Here is a 16,680-nt window from a genome sequence, read left to right as displayed (position 1 = left end):
TTCAGCGCCCTGCCATCTCGCGCTCCTTCTGCTCCGCCTCGGCCGCCTCGGCTGCCTCGCGTCCCGGGAGCTTTGCCCCTTCGATGTCGACGTCCGGAGTGATCCGGTCGAGCCAGCCGGGCAGGCCCCAGGCGCGGCGGCCGAGCAGGGCCATGGCGGCCGGGACCAGGGTCATGCGGACCACGAAGGCGTCGACGAATACACCGAACGCCAGGGCGAAACCGATGGACTTGATGATCGGGTCGTGGTTGAAGACGAACCCGCCGAAGACCGCGACCATGATCAGCGCGGCGGCGCTGACCACCCGGCCGCTGCGGGCCATCCCCTGGGTCACGGCCTCGGCGGCGTCGCCGGTGTGCTCGTAGTGCTCGCGCATCCGGCTGACGAGGAACACCTCGTAGTCCATGGCGAGTCCGAAGAGGACGCCGATCAGCAGAACGGGCAGGAAGCTGGTGACCGGGCCCGCCGAGGGGATGTCGAGGATGCCGTTGAGGTTGCCGTTCTGGAAGACCCAGACCGTGGCGCCCAGGGACGCGGCGACCGAGAGCAGGAAGCCGAGGGCGGCCTTGACCGGGACCAGCAGTGACCGGAAGGCGATGGTCAGCAGGATCAGGGCCAGGATCACGATGATGGCGATGAACAGCGGGAGCGCGTCGGAGAGTTTGCCTGCCACGTCGATCGCGGCGGCGGTCGTCCCCGCGATGTAGAGGGTGCCGCCCGCCTTGTCGACGGTGGGCGCGTTGTCGCGCAGGCGGTGCACCAGGTCGGTGGTGGCCTGGGCGTCGGGCCCGGTCTTCGGGACGACGGCGATGACGGCGAGGGTCGAGTCGGCGTTGGTGACCGGCGGGGCGGCGACGGCCACACCGCGGTCGCCCGCCAGGGCCGTGCGCAGTTCCGTCACGGTCGCGGTGCGGTCGGCGGCGGGGATGCCGTCCAGGTCGACCACGGCCGTCAGCGTGGCGTTGAAGCCGGGCCCGAAGCCCTCCGTCAGCAGGTCGTAGCTCTTGTGCTGGGTGCTGTCGACCGGCTGCGAGGCATTGCTGGGCAGACCGAGGCGCAGGTCCTTGGCGGGTACGGCGAGCGCGAGCAGGCCGATGACACCGGCCAGCAGGACGAGCAGGGGCTTGCGGGTGACCGCCCGTCCCCAGGCCAGGCCCCAGGCGCCGGGGGCGCGTTCGGTCTTACGGCGGCTGCGTGGCCGTAGCCGCTCTCCGAACAGGGCGAGTACGGCGGGGACGAGAGTGATCGCGACCAGGACCGCCAGCAGCACGGTGGCCGCGGCGGCCAGGCCCATCACCGTGAGGAAGGGGATGCCGGTGACCGCGAGCGCCGCCAGCGCAATGATCACGGTCGCGCCGGCGAAGACGACCGCGCCACCGGCGGTGGCCACGGCTCGGGCGATGGAGTCCTCGACGTCCTGTTCGGGGTCGGCGAGTTGCTCGCGGTGGCGGGAGATGATGAAGAGCGCGTAGTCGATGCCCACGGCCAACCCGATCATCAGGGCGAGCACGGTGGCGGTGCTGGTCATCTCGATGAAGCGGGACACGAACTGCACGCCGAGGACGCCGATCGCGACGCCCACGAGGGCGGTCAGCAGCGGGAGTCCGGCGGCTATGAGGGAGCCGAGGGCGAGGGCCAGTACGGCGAAGGCGATGACGACGCCGACCACCTCGGCCGGACCGCCGACCTCGGTCTTGGGCTCCATGGCCGAGCCTCCGAACTCGACCTCCAGACCGGCCTCCCGGGCCTGGGCCATCGCGTCGGACAGAGCGTCCTTGGCGGCGTCCGACACATCGCTGGCCTGCTGCTCGAACTGGACGTCGGAGTAGCCGATCCGCAGGTTCGCGCTGTTCACCGGGGCGGAGACGTTCACGACACCCGGCACCTCGGCGGCCTTCTTCAGGCTCGCCTCAAGAGCCGCCGTCGTCTTCGGCTCGCTGAGCTCGCCCCCCTCGGGCGCCGCGAACACCACCCGGGCCACCCCGCCCGAGGCCTCGGGGAACTCCTTCTCCAGCAGGTCCTGCGCCTGTTGCGACTCGATGCCCGGCACCGAGAACTCGGTGGTCGCCTTGCCGTGCAGGGTGATCCCGAGGCCGCCCACGACAGCGAGCAGCAGCAGCCAGACCGCGATGACCCGGCCGCGACGGCGTACCGCCCACCGCCCCCAGGTGTACAGGCGTGACGCCATGTCCGTTCCCCTCTCGATCCTGGTCTTCCGACCCCGACTCGCTACACCGTACGGCATTTTTACAGTCGACTGTAAATTAACCACCGATGGTAATGTGTCGGTCATGATGAGCGAGGGTCTGCGGGAACGTTCCAAGGCGCGGCGCAGGGAGGCGATCCTCCGGGCGGCGTACGAGCTGTTCGCCGAGCGCGGCTTCGAGGCGACGACGATCGCGGACATCGCGGCGGCGGCCGAGGTGTCGCCGCGTACCGTCACGCTCTACTTCCCGTCGAAGCTGGAGCTGGCGACCTCCCACTTCGACGCGTTCGCGGACCGGCTGGGCGCGGCGCTGCGCGAGCGGCCGGACGGACGGACGACCCTGGACGCGCTGGAGCTCTGGCTGCGCCGCGAGATCGCCGAGCGCACCGACCTGGACGACCTCGAGGACCGGATGCTCGACCTCAATCCCCAGCTCAGGGCCGTCGCCAACGCCCGCCTGGCGGAGGTCATCCAGGAGGGCGTGCGGATCTTCGCCGAGGAACGGGGCGTCGCCCCGGACGACTTCGGCCCCCGCATGGTGGCCGCGGCAGCGGCGGCGGTCATCAGCGAGGTCTGCCACCGCCCGCAGGAATCCGACATCGATACGGCGATGACCTTCCTGCGCGCGGGAGCCGTCACGCTCGACACTGCGTAGGTAGAGGTCAGTCAATAGAACTGACGAAACCTTCAGATGAGGTGACTAAAGTGCAACGAACGAAGTGAGTGGGTGGACGGAGGACTCCATGGCCGACAGGACCGCGCCCCGGCGCGCCGACCAGCGCAGGGCACGGACGCGGGCGGCGCTGGTGTGCGCGGCACAGCGGCTGCTGGCGGAGGGGCGGACCGATGTGGCGGTGCAGGAGATCACCGAGCTCGCCGATGTCGGGGTCGGCTCGTTCTACAACCACTTCGACACCAAGGAGGCCCTCTACCGGGTCGCGGTCGAGGACGCCCTGGAGTGGGTCGGCGGCCTCATGGACCGGCTCACCGAGGACGTCGACGACCCGGCGGTCGCCTACGCCCAGAGCTTCCGGATGACGGGCCGCCTCCACCGCCGCTACCCACAGCTCAGCCGCGTCCTGCTGCACCACGGCCTCGAGGTGGCCCACTCCGACCACGGCCTGGCCCCCCGCGCACGGCGCGACATCCGCACGGCGGCCGACGCCAGGCGATTCGAGGTGGCGGATCTGGACCTCGCCCTGGCGATGACCGTCGGCGCCCAACTGGCCCTGGGTTCCCTGCTGCACGCCCAGCCCGACCGCGACGACGCCACCTCCACGGACCTGGTCGTCCGCGGCCTGCTCCGCCACTTCGGCCTGGACGCCGAGGAGGCGGCACGGATCTGCGCGCTCGACCTGCCCGACCTCGACGTCCTCGACGCCGCCGTCAACTGAGCGGCCCCGGCCGGACGATCGTCACCTCGACTCCGTCCGTCGACGCCGGCGCCGTCGCCGTGTCCTCGGCGGGAGTTTCCTCGTCCGTCGACTCGTCGGCCGGGTCCTCGGTGACGACGACCACCGTGCTGCCCTCGGCGACCTCGCTCCCGGCCGCCGGGGTGCTCGATGTCACCACGGCGTCGGATGCCTGGGAGCAGCCGGAGGCGACCGTGACCTGGAGCCCGAGCGCGCCCAGTTCGGCCTGGACCTCGGTGAGCGTCCTGCCGACGATGTCGGTGGGAATCTGCACGGTCTCGACCGCCTTGGCGACCTCGATGTCCACCGCCGTGCCCGGTTCGACCTTCTCACCGGAGGTGACGCTCTGCCCGACCACGGTCCCCGACTCGGCGCCGCTCTCGACCTCGGTCGTGTCCCCCAACTCCAGTCCCTGCTCGGTCAGCAGCTCCCGGGCCTCGCTCGCGGTGCTGCCGGTGAGGTCCGGAACCGTGGCCCGCTCCGGCGCCTTGGCGACCGTGAGGGTGATCTCGCTGCCCTTCTCCACCTTCTCGCCGCCGTCCGGGTTCTGCCTGAGCACCGTGCCCGCGTCCGCCTCGGACTCGACCCGCCGGAGCTTCACCTTGAAGCCCTTGTCCTCGAGAATCCGGGAGGCGTCGCCCTCGTCCTTGTCCGTGACGTCCGGCACCTCGATCTTCGGCGCGCCCGTGGAGACGGTGACCGAGACGGCCTCCCCCTTGTCGAGTTCGCCGTCCTCAGGGCTCTGCTCGCAGATGTGGCCCTTCGGCTGGTCGGCACAGGGTTCCCGCTTGTCGACGGTGACCGTGAGGCCGACGTTGTCCGCCCTGCGTCGGGCGTCCTCCAGGCTCTGACCGACCAGGTCGGGCACCTCGGCCCTGCCGTTGTCGGCCGCGCCCCGGCCGAACATGAACCAGCCGAGCGCGAGCGCCAGGACGACGACGCCGACACCCACGGCGAGCAGCGCGCCGCCGCCGCGCCGCCCGCTCGTCTGCGGCTCCTCCTCTTCGACATCGTCGTACGGGGGTTCGCTCACGGGTGCCCCGAGGTACGCCTCGATATCGGCGAGCATGTGCCCGGCCGACGCACAGCGGTACGCGGGATCCTTCTCCAGGGCGCGCAGCACGATCCCGTCCACCTGCGGGACCACCTCGGGATTGAACAGGCTCGGCGGGCGCGGCACCTCCTGGATGTGCTGGTACATCACCGCCATCGGCGTCTCGCCGGTGAACGGCGTGCGGAAGGTGAGCAGTTCGTAGAGCAGGCAGCCCACCGAGTACAGGTCGGACCGGGCGTCGACGTCCCGCCCCAGCGCCTGTTCCGGCGAGAGGTACTGCGCGGTCCCGATCACGACGGACGTCTGCGTCATACCGACGTCCCGCGCATCCCGGGAGATCCCGAAGTCCATGACCTTGACCTGACCGGCGGCGGTCAGCATGACGTTGGCCGGCTTGATGTCCCGGTGCACGATGCCGTGCCGGTGGGAGTGGTCGAGGGCCCGCAGCACACCGGCCGTCACCTCCAGGGCGCGGTCCACGGTCAACGGCGGCCCGGAATGCAGGGCCTCGCGCAGGGTCGTCCCGTCGACGTACTCCATCACGAGATACGGCAACTGGGCCCCGTAGGCGAGGTGTTCGCCCGTGTCGTATACGGCGGCGATGGCCGGATGGTTGAGCGTCGCCGTGGATTGGGCCTCCCGCCGGAACCGCTCCTGGAGCCCCGGTTCATGGGCGAGGTCGGTGCGCAAGGTCTTCACGGCGACGCCGCGGTCGAGCCGCAGGTCGTGCGCGAGGTGGACCTCGGCCATCCCTCCGGAGCCGAGCAGCCGGCGCAGCTCGTACCGGCCGCCGAGGAGGGCCACGGGGCTCGGCCGGGAGAAGGTCAGGTCGTCTGGTCCGCCGAGGTTCACTGCGCTTCTCCACAAGGATCGGAGTTCGGGGCCGTGGGCACGGGGCGATGACGCGCCGCCTTCCCGGGCCAGGAGCACAGCAAAGATACTTGCACATCGATGGGCAAATATGAAGGGAGGTCCATGAGAGGGCGGTCACTGCGGCACCTCCCTCAGCCCGAGGCACACTCCAGACTCTCCAGATCCACGGCGTCGGCCATGGCCTGCATGCCCTTGTCGTTGGGGTGGATGTGGTCGCCGTTGTCGAGGAAGGGGAGCATGCGCTCGGGGTCGTAGGGGCTGCGCAGCGCTCGGTCGAAGTCGGCCACGGCGTCGAACTCGCCGCTGCCCCGGATGAACGCGTTGACCTCCTGTCGTACGGTCTCGGCGGCCGGGTTCCATTCGGGCCAGCCCTTGAAGGGGCCGACCGTGGCGCCGACGACGCATTTCCCGGCCGCGTGGCCCCGGCCGACGATCTCCCGGTACCCGGTGATCAGGTCCTGGGCGGCTGCTCCGGCCTTGATGTCGTTGACGCCCTCGAAGAGGAACACGATCCTGACCCCCGGATGGGAGAGCACATCGCGCTCCAATCGGTTCAGCGCACTCTGTCCGGCGCCGTCGGCGACCACCTTGTTGCCGGAGATGCCCTCGTTGGCGACGCCCTTGACGTCCGTGTCCGCCTGGTGGAGGCGGCGGGCGAGGTAGTCGGGCCACCGGCGGTTCAGATCGGTGGAGGACTGCCAGCCGTCGGTGATGGAGTCGCCGAGGGCGATGACGGAGGCGGCGGAGGTACGGACTTGGACCGCGTCGAGGTAGAACCACGAGCCCGTCGTGGCCGTCCAGTTGGCGGCGCCCTCCTCCGCCGTGTGGTCGCCCTGCGTGAGGTACGACGTCGCCATCGCCATCCCGTGTCCGGTCGCCGGGCCGGCCGCGTCCGGCGAGTGGATGCTGATCACCAGGTCGGTCGCGGCGGGCAGCTTCCCGGGGAGCGGGTCGCTGAGCACGGTCTCGCCGGCGGGGATCGTGACGGACCGCGCGCCGGCGAAGGTCAGCCGCCTGTTGCTGCCGCTGACCAGTTCGGCGCCCTGCCGACGGATCCCGGCATAGGCGCTGTCGAAGGTGATCGGCCGGTCCCCGAAGGCGTTGGAGAGCCTGATCCGCAGATCGGTGCCGCCCGCGCTGGTGTGCACGACGAGCCGGTACCCGCGATCGGCGACCCCCTCCCCCAGTCGGTCGGCGCTCGCACCCCAGGTGACGGCCTCGGACGGACGCGCCTCGGAGGAGGCGGGGACCGAAGCCGCCAGAAGCAGCGCGCAGACGACTCCGGCGATCACAGCGTCACCGACTGTCCCGGCCGCAGACTCACCGTCCGGGATGTTCCGCCGTACACCACGGTCGTCGTCCGCCCGCCGACACTGCGGATCCGCACCGAAGTCGGCTTTCCGTCCCGCCACTTCAGGTCCACGACGAAGCCGCCGCGCGCGGGGACGCCGGTGACATGCCCGGACGCGGCCCAGGCGGCGGGCAGTGCGGGGAGGAGTTCCAGATGGCCCGGGCGGGAGTACAGAAGCATCTCCAGCATCGCGGCCGGCGTACCGAAGTTGGCGTCGATCTGGAAGATGCCGCGCCCCTTCTCCACCTCGTAGATGTCGAAGAGGTTGAAGGCGGTGCCGTTGCTGCCGCCGGTGGAGGGGCGGAGGTTGTTCACGACCAACTGGTACGCCTTCTCCGCGTTCTTGAGCCGGGCCCAGGACAGTCCGCGCCAGGCGTTGGCCCAGCCGAAGCTGTTCATGCCGCGTGCGGTGAGCTGGGCGGTGGCCCCCTCGACGATCTCCTTCGGGGTGGAGCCGTCGGGGCGGATGCGGTCGCCGGGGAACAGTCCGACCAGACCGGACAGATGCCGGTGGGTGGTCTCGCCGAGGTTCTCGGGCGACATCCACTCCTCGAGCCAGCCCGTCTTCGGGCTGACCTGGGGCAGATGGAGGCGCTTACGGAGGCCCGCGACGGTATCGGCGTAGGCGGAGTCCCTCTTCAATACGGCTGCCGCGGCGGCGAAGTTGCCGAACAGCGCCCACACCAGCTCCTGGGCGTACGTGATTCCCTTGGCGTCGAGCGGGCCGTGCTCCGGCGACCAGTCGCTGTCCGCGATCAGCACCTCCTTCGTCGTACCGGGAAGGGTCGTGGTCAGCAGCCGCGCCTCCCAGAACTCGCAGGCGCCCTTGAGGAGTGGGTAGATCTTGGCGAGGTAGGCAGGTGACTGGGTGTACTCGTAGTGCTCGTACAGGCTGTTGCACAGCCAGGCGTTTCCTGCCGGATGCCACCACCAGCCGCCTCCGCCATAGGGGTTGGTGGAGATCGCGACGGTCCAGCCGGCGATCTTGCCGGTGGAGTTGCGGTAGCGGTTGCGCGGGTCGTTGAACAGCCGTCGGGTCAGCTCGGTCCAGGAGGGGAGCTGGGCGAGGCAGTAGTCGGTGAAGGCGTCGAAGCACCCGGGCAGGCCCGCCCGGTCCGCCATCCAGTAGTTCATCTGGAGGTTGATGTCCGTGTGGTAGTCGCCCATCCAGTCCGGGTCGTTGCCGTCCAACCACAGGCCCTGGAGGTTCAGCGGCAGACTGTCGCGCGAGCCGGAGATCATCAAATGGCGGCCGAACTGGAGGTAGGCCGCCTCGAGTTCGGGGTCAGGCTCCGGATCGCGGGCGCGTGACTTGAGGCGCTCCCAGGTGTCCAGTTCCCGTTGCGCGGCGGTGGAGGTGCCCAGCGAGAGGTCCAACTGACCGTAGAGGGAGCGGTAATCGCCGATGTGCGTCCGCCGCAGGGCGTCGGCCGATACGGCGGCAGCGGCGCGGACCTTCGTACGGGCCAACTGCTCGGGATTCAGGGAGGGGTCACGGAAGTCGGCGGCGGCGTCGGGCGCGTAGTTCGTGCCGCCGCTCACCAGCACCGTCAGGTCCCTGCAGCCGGAGAAGTCGATCCGGGTGCCGTTGACGGTGACCTTGCCGCCGCTGCCGTAGGCCTTGATCGCGGCGCCGTAGCGGATGCCGTTGGCGAGTGACGCGCCGAACGACTCGGCTGAAGTGGGACTTTCGCCGTGCGTGCCGGTGAGGCTGATCGTGCCCGTGTAACGGCCGCCGCCGCTCTGCGTGAAGTGCAGGACGATCACGTCGTCGGGGTGGCTGGCGTACATCTCGCGTCGGTAGGTGACGCCCGAGCGGACGTAGGAGCTGGTGACCAGGCCCTGGGCGAGGTCGAGGGTGCGGCGGTAACCGGTGACGGCGCCCAGGTCGTGGTCGGGGATGTCGACGACGAGCCGGGCAAGCAGCGTGAAGGAACCGAAGTCGGCCCGGCCGTAGGTGAATTGACCGTCCGCGTCCAGGGTGTCGTTGAGACCGCCGGTCCACATCGTCGCGTCGGTGATCAGCAGGAGCTCGCGGCCGGGGTCGTTGCCGGCCAGGGCGCCTATGCGGCCGTTGCCGAGAGGGAGGCCCTGTTCGATCAGGGATCCCTCGTCTCCGGGGGCCCGCCACCACAGGGCGGAACCGGAGACCTGTGGGGTTTCCATGGGGCGGGCCGGTGCGGCGGTGGCGGTGAAGGTGGGCAGCGCGCTGAGGGCTGCGGTGAGGGTGAGCAGGGTTCGTCTGCTGGGCTCACTCGGACGGGGGTTCATCGCGGCTCCACATCCCTTACTTCTGTACGTCGATCCGGTCGATGTCCGGCGCGTAGCCGCCGGAGCCGCTGTCGAAGGTGATCGTGTTGGCGCCCGCCTTGAGTGAAACCGGCACATAGACGCTGTTCACCGTGGACCAGTCACCCGTGGACGGGAACTTGTGCGAAGTGACACCACCGCCGTTCGCGGAGACGGCGACCGAGCGTGCGTCACCGCTGACGTAGGCGACCTTGATCTGATAGGTGCCGGCCTTGGCGACCACGACGTCCTTGACGGTGAGCTTGCCTCCGTCGTACAGATTGCCGACCTTGCGGCCGTCGGAGCAGGCGGAGCAGTCGGCGACGGAGGCGTTGCCGCTCAGGGTGCCCGCTTCGGCTTCGTAGCCGGTCCAGGCGAGGGTGGTGCCGCGTGGGGTGACGGTGAAGAGGCGGGAGCCGTGGGCGGGCAGGGCCTGCGTGATCCTGTCCGTGTGGGGGCCGAGGCTCTCCTTGTTCCACAGGTCACGGACCGAGGCCTTGCCCTTGAAACCGAGGGTGGACCAGTTCGCGGTCACGGAGGCCGGTGCGTCGGAGAGGTTGAACAGGGCGACTGTGTAAGTGCCGTTGGGGTTCTTCGCGGCCCATACCTGCTGCGGGTCGGAGGCGGTGACCGGCTGGGCGGGCGGGGTGTTGCCCTGGTTGACGGCGATGACCTCGCGGTTGGTCAGCAGGGAGAGGCCGTAGGAGTCGAGCCTCGTGAGGTCGTCACCGGTGTAGAGGGGGGACTTGGCGATGGCCCACAGGGTGGCGTAGCTCTGCCGTTCGGCCTTGGTCAGACCGTCCATCGCGCCGTTGCCGACATTGAGGGAGTCGAGGTCGTTCCAGCCGTCGGCGCCCGCGTGCCGGGTCCAGGCAGGGGTGTCGTCCCAGCGGTCGTCGACCGAGTTCTCCCAGGTCACCAAGGTGTTGCAGTAGCACTCGACATCGGTGTCGATGCGCCAGCCGTCGGAGTACTTCTTCCAGTCCTCGACATGTCCGTAGTCGAGGGACCAGGACAGCTCCAGATGGATCGGACGGCCGGCGGACTCGATGGCCTGCTGCCAGGCGGCCACGTCGGCAACGTTGTCGTAGTTGTCGCCGCTCTTGAACGAGCCGGGTCCGACGCCGTCGAGTTTCAGGAAGTCATAGCCCCAGTCGGCGAAGAGCTGCGCCTGGGAGTCGATGTACTTCTGTGCGCAGGGATCCGAGAAGTCGATCTTGTACGCGCTGTCCCAGCCGTTGGTGGTGCGCAGGTCGGCATAGACGATGTCGCCGGTGGTGCAGCCCTCCGCGTTCCAGATCGGAGTCTTGCCATCGCCGTAGGCCTGCTTCTCCAGGCCGACCGGGAGGTAGATACCTGCCTTGAGGCCCTTGGCGTGGATACGGTCGGCGACCGCCTTCATCCCGCTCGGGAAGCGCTCCGGGTCGGCCTTCTGGCGGCCGTGCTCGTCGTACTGCGGCTGCCACGACCAGTCCATCCACCAGCCGGCGTCGATATTGATGTACTCGTAGCCGAAGCTCTTCAGCTTGGCGGCCATGGCGTCGGTCTGCTTGGTGATGTTCGCCTCGGTCAGATAGCTGTAGTCGCCGTTCGGGTTGAGGCCCGGATACTTCGACGACTGCATGCTCCAACTCGTCCAGCCCATATAGGGCTTGGCCACCGTGGTATCGGCCTGCGCGGTGGGGGCGGCCGTCGCGAGGGCGGCGGTGAGGGTGAGGACGACGAGGGTTCTCAGTCGGCGTCCGGGCAGGGCGGAGTACGAGGATGACCGCATGGGCCGTACCTCCAGGGTCGGTTCTGCTCAGTCGGATCTGCTCAGTCGGATCGGATGAAGCTCTGGATCGCGGTGGCGGCAGCGCCGCGAGCCCACTCCTCGAAGGGGAGCGGGCGGGTCTGTACGTCGCACTGCGCGGCGGAGCCGAAGGCGTACGCGGTGAAGGTGTCGCGGATCTGCTCGGCGAAGAGGTCGTAGGCGGCGAGGCCCTCGCCGGAGATGATCACTCGCTGGGGGCCGAACAGGTTGGCCACGGTGGCGATTCCGCGGCCGATCGCCTCTCCGGCCGCGGCGTACACCTCGCGCGCGCCCGGGTGCCCTTGACGGGCGAGGTCCACGGCCTGGGCGGTGTCGGCGACTTCGAGTCCCGTCGCCTCGCGGATACGGTCGAGGATCGCCGCGTCGGCGGCGATGGCCTCCACACAACCCCGGTTGCCGCACCGGCACTTGGGGCCCGCCGGGTCGATGGCGACATGCCCGATCTCCCCGGCCACTCCATGCGCTCCGGCCACCACCTGGCCGTGCACCACGAGTCCGCAGCCGATGCCCGCGCCGACGGTGACCACGGCGAAGTCGGAAAGCCCCACCCCGGCGCCGAACCACTGCTCGGCGACGGTCAGGGCGCGTACGTCGTTCTCCACGGTGACCGGCAACCCGCAGGTCATGACCGCGAGTTCGGCGAGCGGCACCTCGCTCCAGCCGAGGAACGGCGAGTACCGCACGATCCCCTGGGCGCGGTCCACATCGCCGGAGACGGCGAGGCCGAGGCCCAGCACGGGGACGCCGAAGCCCTCGGCCTCGGTGAGCAGTTCCTGCACGAGTTCCGTGATCGCGGCCAGCACCGGCCGGGGGTCCGGGTCCGTGAGCGGTAGGTGCCGGGCCACGCGGATCCGGCAGCACAAGTCGGTGAGGACGCCGATGAGTTCGTCCCCGGTCGCCTTGACCCCGACGAACAGGGCCCGTCCGCCGTCGACCCGCACCGGGTTGGCGGGCCGCCCCAGCGCCCGGCGGGTGTCGTCGGCGTCCTCCACCAGATAGCCGGCCTCGATCAGCGGCCGTACCGCCTTGGTCACCGCAGCGGCGGACAGGCCGGTGCGCTCGGCCACCTCGGAGCGGGTGAGGGGGCCGTGCGAGAGCACCGTGGTGAAGATCTGCGCGACGGCCGGCGTCTGCGCCGGGAACGCCTCGGACGGGGAGGTCGACTGCATGGCCGGGAACCTAGGGCCCTTATTTTCCGCTGTCAATGAAAGAAGCAGGAACTGTTGAAACTGAGGTAACTTCCCGGCGCAGCCTGTGAATTGCCGTATCAGCTCACCGCCTTCGCCACGAGCTCCCCGATCCGTGCCTCGTCGGCCGCGGTCAGCTGCGTCAGTGCGAAGGCGGTCGGCCACATGGTGCCCTCGTCGAGGTTGGCGGTGTCGTTGAAGCCGAAGGTCGCGTACCGGGCGTTGAACTTCTGCGCGCTCTGGAAGAAGCAGACGACCTTGCCGTTCTTGGCGTAGGCGGGCATGCCGTACCAGAGCTTCGGCGCGAGCTCGGGGGCGCTCGCCCTGACGACGGCGTGGATGCGCTCGGCCATGATCCGGTCCGAGTCCTGCATCTCGGCGATCTTCGCGACCACGGCGGCCTCGTCCTGGGCGGCCTTGTCGGCCTTCGATACCCGGCGGGCGGATGCCTTGACCTCCTGGGCGCGCTCCTTCATCGCGGCGCGCTCCTCGTCCGTCCACTGCTCGGACGCCGTGTTCTTCGTGGACTGCTGGGTCTTCGTCATGGCTGATTCCTCACGGGTGTGTACGTCTGCGGAGTGGAGCTCTGGCGGGTCGTGGCGCCGAGCCGGTTGAACAGGTTGGTGACGCCGGTCATCAGGACGATCGCGGCGAGCTGTGTCTCGTCGTAGTGGGTGGCGGCCCTGTCCCAGACCTCGTCACTGACGGCGTCGGGACGGTCGGCCATCCGCGTGGCGGCCTCGGCCAGTTCCAGGGCCGCCCGCTGCGCGGGGGTGAAGTACGGGGTATCCCGCCAGGCGGCGAGGGTCAGCAGTCGTTCGTCGCTCACTCCGGCCTCGCGAGCCGACCTGGCGCCCCCGTCGACATCGGCGGCGCACCCGTTGATCTGGCTGATCCGCAGGTGCACCAGCTCCAGTGTCTGCGCCTCCACGCCCGCGGAGTGCGCGGTCTTGAGGAGCTCCTGGAGGGTCTGTGCCGCGCCGGACAGTACGTCGGCGGGGTTCCGCATTCGGGACCGCACTTCGCTCTCCCTTCTCTTCCGGGCCTGTGGTGTGACTCCATAACAGCCCGACCCGCCCGCCCGGGCCATGGCGGTGGGACACCGTGGGACAGCGGAATGGGCCTTGACCTGCGACGAACCGGCTGGGAAGACTTCTCCGCAAGCGGGACGGAAAGACGGGGGAACACCGATGGACACAGCGAAGAACGATCCGCAGGAGGCGCTGGCGGCCCGGCTGCGCATGCTCCAGGAGCTCTCCGGGCTCGGCGTACGGGCGCTCGCGCGGGACGCGGGACTGAGCTCCTCGTCACTGTCGCGCTACCTCAATGGCCAGACCGTGCCGCCGTGGCCCGCGGTGGTCGCCCTGTGCCGCCTCGTCAAGCGCGACCCCCGGCCGCTGCGTCCGCTGTGGGAGCGCATCTCGAACCCGCTTCCGGCGCCTCCGAAGAGCAGTCGCCAGGTCCGGCCGGAGCCCCGCAACACCCTGCCGCGCGATGTGCCCGACTTCACCGGCCGCGAGGAGGCGCTGGCCGCCGTGTACGCGGCGGTCGACAGCCATCGGGCGGTCTCCGTCGACGGTATGGCGGGCGTCGGCAAGACCTCCCTGGCGGTGCACGCGGCGCACCGGCTGGCCGCCGACTTCCCGGACGCGCAGCTCTATGTGGATCTGCACGGCTTCACCGAGGGCCGCCCTCCGCTCGACCCCGACTCGGCGCTGCGGATGCTGCTCGGCGCGCTGGACGTCCCCCCGGAGCGGGTCCCGCAGGAGGGGCTGGAGCAACTGGCCGCCTGCTGGCGCTCGGAGCTGGCCGGGCGCCGGGTCGTCCTCGTCCTCGACAACGCGGCCGACGCCGAGCAGGTCCGCCCGCTGCTGCCCGGCGCCGGTGAGTCCGTCGCCCTGATCACCAGCCGGAACCGGCTGCTCGGTCTGGACGAGGTGCCTCCGGTCTCGCTCGATGTGCTGAGCCCCGAGGAGAGCGCGCAGCTGCTGGCCCTGGCCAGCGGCGACCCGGGCGGCCCCGAGGGCAGGCTGGCCCGAGATCCGGACTCCGCCGCCGAGGTGCTGCGGCTGTGCGGCCGGCTGCCGCTGGCCCTGCGGCTGGCCGGGGCCCGGCTGCGGCACCGGCCGGGCTGGACCGTGGGCATCCTCGTCGAAAGGCTGGCCGAGGGCACCGACGAGTTCGACACGGCATTCGCCATGTCGGTACGGCAGTTGGACCGCCAACACGCCCGGCTGTTCCGGATGCTGGGCCTGCTGCCCGGGGAGTCCTTCGACGAGTACCTGGTGGCGGCGCTGGCGGATGTTCCGGTGCGCGGCGCCCGGGCGATGCTGGAGGACCTGGTCGACGCGCACCTCGTCCAGCAGCCGACACCGGACGGCTACCGTCTGCACGACCTGGTGCACCACCACGCCCGCCGGGCCTCGGCGGAGCAGGACCCGGCGGCCGAGCGGCAGCGGGCCCTGGTCCGGGTGCTGGACTACTACGTCCACGCGGCGGCCGCCGCCGACGCCGCGATGCCGTTCGTGTCCCCGGCCCGTGCGGTCTCGGCGGGACCGGCCCCGGTGGAACTGCCCCGGTTCGCGGACAAGAACGCGGCCATGAGCTGGCTCGTCTCGGAGTACGGCAACCTCATCGCCGCCTTCGAGACGGCCGCCGCCGTCGGCGCCGACGCCCACGTCTGCGAGCTGCCGCGCTTCCTGCGGGCCTACTTCGCGCGGCGCTGCGGCACCACGCATCTCAACGTCCTCTTCGAGCGGTCGCTGGCCGCCGCCGAGCGGCTGGGCGATCCGCTGCTGCTGGCCGAGGCGTACAGCGATCTGGGCTTCGCGCGCTACAACGCGGGCCGGATGGCGGAGGCCACCGAGGCCTACGAGGCGGCCGGACTCCGGGTGTCCGAGACGGGGGACGCCCGACTGGAGGCCGAGCTGACCCTGCGCCGCGGCTATCTCGGCTGGGACGCCGGGCAGGTCGAGGAGCCACTGGAACTCTTCCGGCTGGCGGGGAAGCTTTACGCGAACGCAGACTGCCCCGAGGGCTCGGCCCACGCCGCCGCGTCGGAGGCCTGGGCCCTGCTGCAACTGGGCCACCGGGAGGAGGCGGCACGGCTGGCCCGTCAGGTGCTGGACGTCCCGCACTCCGACCCCGCGTGGCCGCCCGCACTGACCGCCCGGATCACCCTCGGCGTGGCCCTCGCCCGCGAGACCCCCGACGAGGCCGCGCGGCAGCTGGGCCAGGCACTGGAGTCGGCCCGCGAGGACGGGCATCTGCACAACCAGGCCTGGTGCCTGAACTGCCTGGGCGTCGCACTGCGCCAGATGGGCCGGTACGACGAGGCGCTGGCCAGCCACCGGGCGGCGTTCGCACTCCTCGACGAGCTGTTCGAGGAGCACTGGAAGATCCATTTCCTCAACGGCTACGCCGAGACCTGCCGGCTCGCCGGACTCACCGACGAGGCCCTACGACTGCACCGGCAGGCCCTGGAGCTGGGTCCGCGGCTCGGCAACCGCTACGAGGAAGCGCTGGCCCACGAAGGCATCGCGGTCGTGCTCGACGGAACGGATCCGGCGGGGGCGGCCGAGCACCGAGCGGCGGGCCGTGCGGTCCTCCAGGAACTCGCCCCCGGAGCCTACTGAGCGCCCTATCCCCGTGAGTTGACCTGGTCGGGACCCACTATAAACCCCGTGTATACACTCGATGTACAGTCCCGGCATGCCTTCTCCGACCAAGAAGATGAAGAAAACGGGGGCCGCGTTCCTCGCCGCCACGATGTTGTCCGCCGTCGTGGCGCTGAGCGGATGCACGCGTCTCGACACCACCTCACCGGCCGACGCCCGCGCCGGCGCCGCCACCGACGTCCAGGCCCGGGCCGGCACCGTCGACTGCGAGAAGGTCAAGTGCATCGCGCTGACCTTCGATGCCGGACCCAGCGAGAACTCACCGAGACTGCTGGACATCCTCAAGGAGGAGCAGGTCCCGGCGACCTTCTTCCTGCTCGGCAAGCGGCACATAGAGAAATACCCGGAGCTCGTGAGACAGATGGCCGACGAGGGTCACGAGGTGGCCAGCCACACCTGGGACCACAAGATCCTCACCGAGCTCGAACCGGAGGAGATACGCGAGGAGCTGGAGCGGCCGAACGAGGAGATAGAGCGCCTGATCGGGCGCCGCCCGACGCTGATGCGCCCGCCCCAGGGCCGTACGGACGACACCGTGCACAAGATCTGCCGGGAGCTGGGGCTCGCCGAGGTGCTGTGGAGCGTGACCGCGAAGGACTACAAGACCAATGACTCGGCCCTGATCAAGAAGCGGGTCCTGGAGCAGTCGTCCCGGGACGGGATCATCCTGCTGCACGACATCTACCGGGGCACGGTGCCCGCGGTGCCGGGGATCATCAAGGCCCTGAAGAAGCAGGGGTATGTGTTCGTGACCGTGCCGCAGTTGCTGGCGCCGGGGAAGGCGGAGCCCGGGAAGGTCTATCGCTGAGCGCCTGAAA

The 16,680-nt window shown here is 70.2% G+C and carries 12 protein-coding genes; 4 read left to right on the top strand and 8 right to left on the bottom strand.

Annotation, left to right across the window (positions count from 1 at the left end; translation table 11 throughout):
- Position 1 precedes the first annotated feature (1 nt).
- A complete protein-coding gene (locus tag OHT76_RS33895; protein WP_328874664.1) occupies positions 2-2,188 on the bottom strand; it encodes an MMPL family transporter in 2,187 nt (728 codons plus the stop codon).
- A 103-nt stretch (positions 2,189-2,291) separates the two neighbouring features.
- Here OHT76_RS33895 and OHT76_RS33890 point away from each other — a divergent pair, with 103 nt between their 5' ends.
- Together OHT76_RS33890 and OHT76_RS33885 are read left to right on the top strand one after the other, a co-directional pair.
- Positions 2,292-2,861 carry a TetR/AcrR family transcriptional regulator gene (locus OHT76_RS33890; protein WP_328874663.1) on the top strand — a complete coding sequence of 190 codons (570 nt, stop codon included), beginning with the start codon at positions 2,292-2,294 and terminating at the stop codon, positions 2,859-2,861.
- Positions 2,862-2,949: 88 nt separating this feature from the next.
- Positions 2,950-3,600 carry a TetR/AcrR family transcriptional regulator gene (locus OHT76_RS33885; protein WP_328874662.1) on the top strand — a complete coding sequence of 217 codons (651 nt, stop codon included), beginning with the start codon at positions 2,950-2,952 and terminating at the stop codon, positions 3,598-3,600.
- On the opposite strand, the gene OHT76_RS33880 is transcribed toward OHT76_RS33885, so the two are convergent.
- The 7 genes from OHT76_RS33880 to OHT76_RS33850 form a co-directional block, all read right to left on the bottom strand.
- The gene (locus OHT76_RS33880) at positions 3,593-5,524 is read right to left on the bottom strand and encodes a Stk1 family PASTA domain-containing Ser/Thr kinase (RefSeq protein WP_328874661.1); all 1,932 of its coding nucleotides are present in this window, start codon (positions 5,522-5,524) and stop codon (positions 3,593-3,595) included. The genes OHT76_RS33885 and OHT76_RS33880 overlap by 8 nt on opposite strands.
- 152 nt (positions 5,525-5,676) lie before the next feature.
- Entirely contained in the window at positions 5,677-6,837 is a 1,161-nt protein-coding gene (locus OHT76_RS33875; protein ID WP_443049865.1) for an SGNH/GDSL hydrolase family protein, read from the bottom strand.
- A complete protein-coding gene (locus tag OHT76_RS33870) occupies positions 6,834-9,167 on the bottom strand; it encodes a glycosyl hydrolase family 95 catalytic domain-containing protein (protein WP_328874660.1) in 2,334 nt (777 codons plus the stop codon). The genes OHT76_RS33875 and OHT76_RS33870 overlap by 4 nt, the downstream gene beginning before the upstream one ends.
- Positions 9,168-9,183: 16 nt before the next feature.
- On the bottom strand, positions 9,184-10,959 hold the full coding sequence (locus OHT76_RS33865; RefSeq protein ID WP_328874659.1) for an alpha-galactosidase D: 1,776 nt from the start codon (positions 10,957-10,959) through the stop codon (positions 9,184-9,186).
- A 41-nt stretch (positions 10,960-11,000) separates the two neighbouring features.
- A complete protein-coding gene (locus OHT76_RS33860; protein ID WP_328874658.1) occupies positions 11,001-12,167 on the bottom strand; it encodes an ROK family transcriptional regulator in 1,167 nt (388 codons plus the stop codon).
- Positions 12,168-12,265: 98 nt separating this feature from the next.
- Positions 12,266-12,730 carry an iron chaperone gene (locus tag OHT76_RS33855; protein ID WP_328874657.1) on the bottom strand — a complete coding sequence of 155 codons (465 nt, stop codon included), beginning with the start codon at positions 12,728-12,730 and terminating at the stop codon, positions 12,266-12,268.
- Complete coding sequence (locus OHT76_RS33850) at positions 12,727-13,206, bottom strand: carboxymuconolactone decarboxylase family protein (protein WP_328874656.1); 480 nt, start codon at positions 13,204-13,206, stop codon at positions 12,727-12,729. The genes OHT76_RS33855 and OHT76_RS33850 overlap by 4 nt, the downstream gene beginning before the upstream one ends.
- A gap of 169 nt (positions 13,207-13,375) precedes the next feature.
- Between OHT76_RS33850 and OHT76_RS33845 the strand changes: the two genes are divergently transcribed.
- On the top strand, positions 13,376-15,820 hold the full coding sequence (locus tag OHT76_RS33845) for an ATP-binding protein (RefSeq protein WP_328874655.1): 2,445 nt from the start codon (positions 13,376-13,378) through the stop codon (positions 15,818-15,820).
- A gap of 76 nt (positions 15,821-15,896) precedes the next feature.
- Positions 15,897-16,670, top strand: a complete 774-nt coding sequence (locus OHT76_RS33840) for a polysaccharide deacetylase family protein (RefSeq protein ID WP_328874654.1) — start codon at positions 15,897-15,899, stop codon at positions 16,668-16,670.
- The last annotated feature ends 10 nt before the right edge of the window (positions 16,671-16,680 follow it).

This window comes from Streptomyces sp. NBC_00287, assembly GCF_036173105.1.
Lineage (GTDB): Bacteria > Actinomycetota > Actinomycetes > Streptomycetales > Streptomycetaceae > Streptomyces.
The sequence above is the reverse complement of the archived record's forward strand: the minus strand, read 5'-3'. Positions and strand labels throughout refer to the sequence as shown.

Bases quoted from the DNA above. Each gene is read 5' to 3' on its own strand.
- OHT76_RS33890 (WP_328874663.1), top strand. From the start codon at position 2,292: ATGATGAGCGAGGGTCTGCGGGAACGTTCCAAGGCGCGGCGCAGGGAG.
- OHT76_RS33895 (WP_328874664.1), bottom strand. From the start codon at position 2,188: ATGGCGTCACGCCTGTACACCTGGGGGCGGTGGGCGGTACGCCGTCGC.
- OHT76_RS33855 (WP_328874657.1), bottom strand. From the start codon at position 12,730: ATGACGAAGACCCAGCAGTCCACGAAGAACACGGCGTCCGAGCAGTGG.
- OHT76_RS33860 (WP_328874658.1), bottom strand. From the start codon at position 12,167: ATGCAGTCGACCTCCCCGTCCGAGGCGTTCCCGGCGCAGACGCCGGCC.
- OHT76_RS33840 (WP_328874654.1), top strand. From the start codon at position 15,897: ATGCCTTCTCCGACCAAGAAGATGAAGAAAACGGGGGCCGCGTTCCTC.
- OHT76_RS33865 (WP_328874659.1), bottom strand. From the start codon at position 10,959: ATGCGGTCATCCTCGTACTCCGCCCTGCCCGGACGCCGACTGAGAACC.
- OHT76_RS33870 (WP_328874660.1), bottom strand. From the start codon at position 9,167: ATGAACCCCCGTCCGAGTGAGCCCAGCAGACGAACCCTGCTCACCCTC.
- OHT76_RS33845 (WP_328874655.1), top strand. From the start codon at position 13,376: ATGGACACAGCGAAGAACGATCCGCAGGAGGCGCTGGCGGCCCGGCTG.
- OHT76_RS33885 (WP_328874662.1), top strand. From the start codon at position 2,950: ATGGCCGACAGGACCGCGCCCCGGCGCGCCGACCAGCGCAGGGCACGG.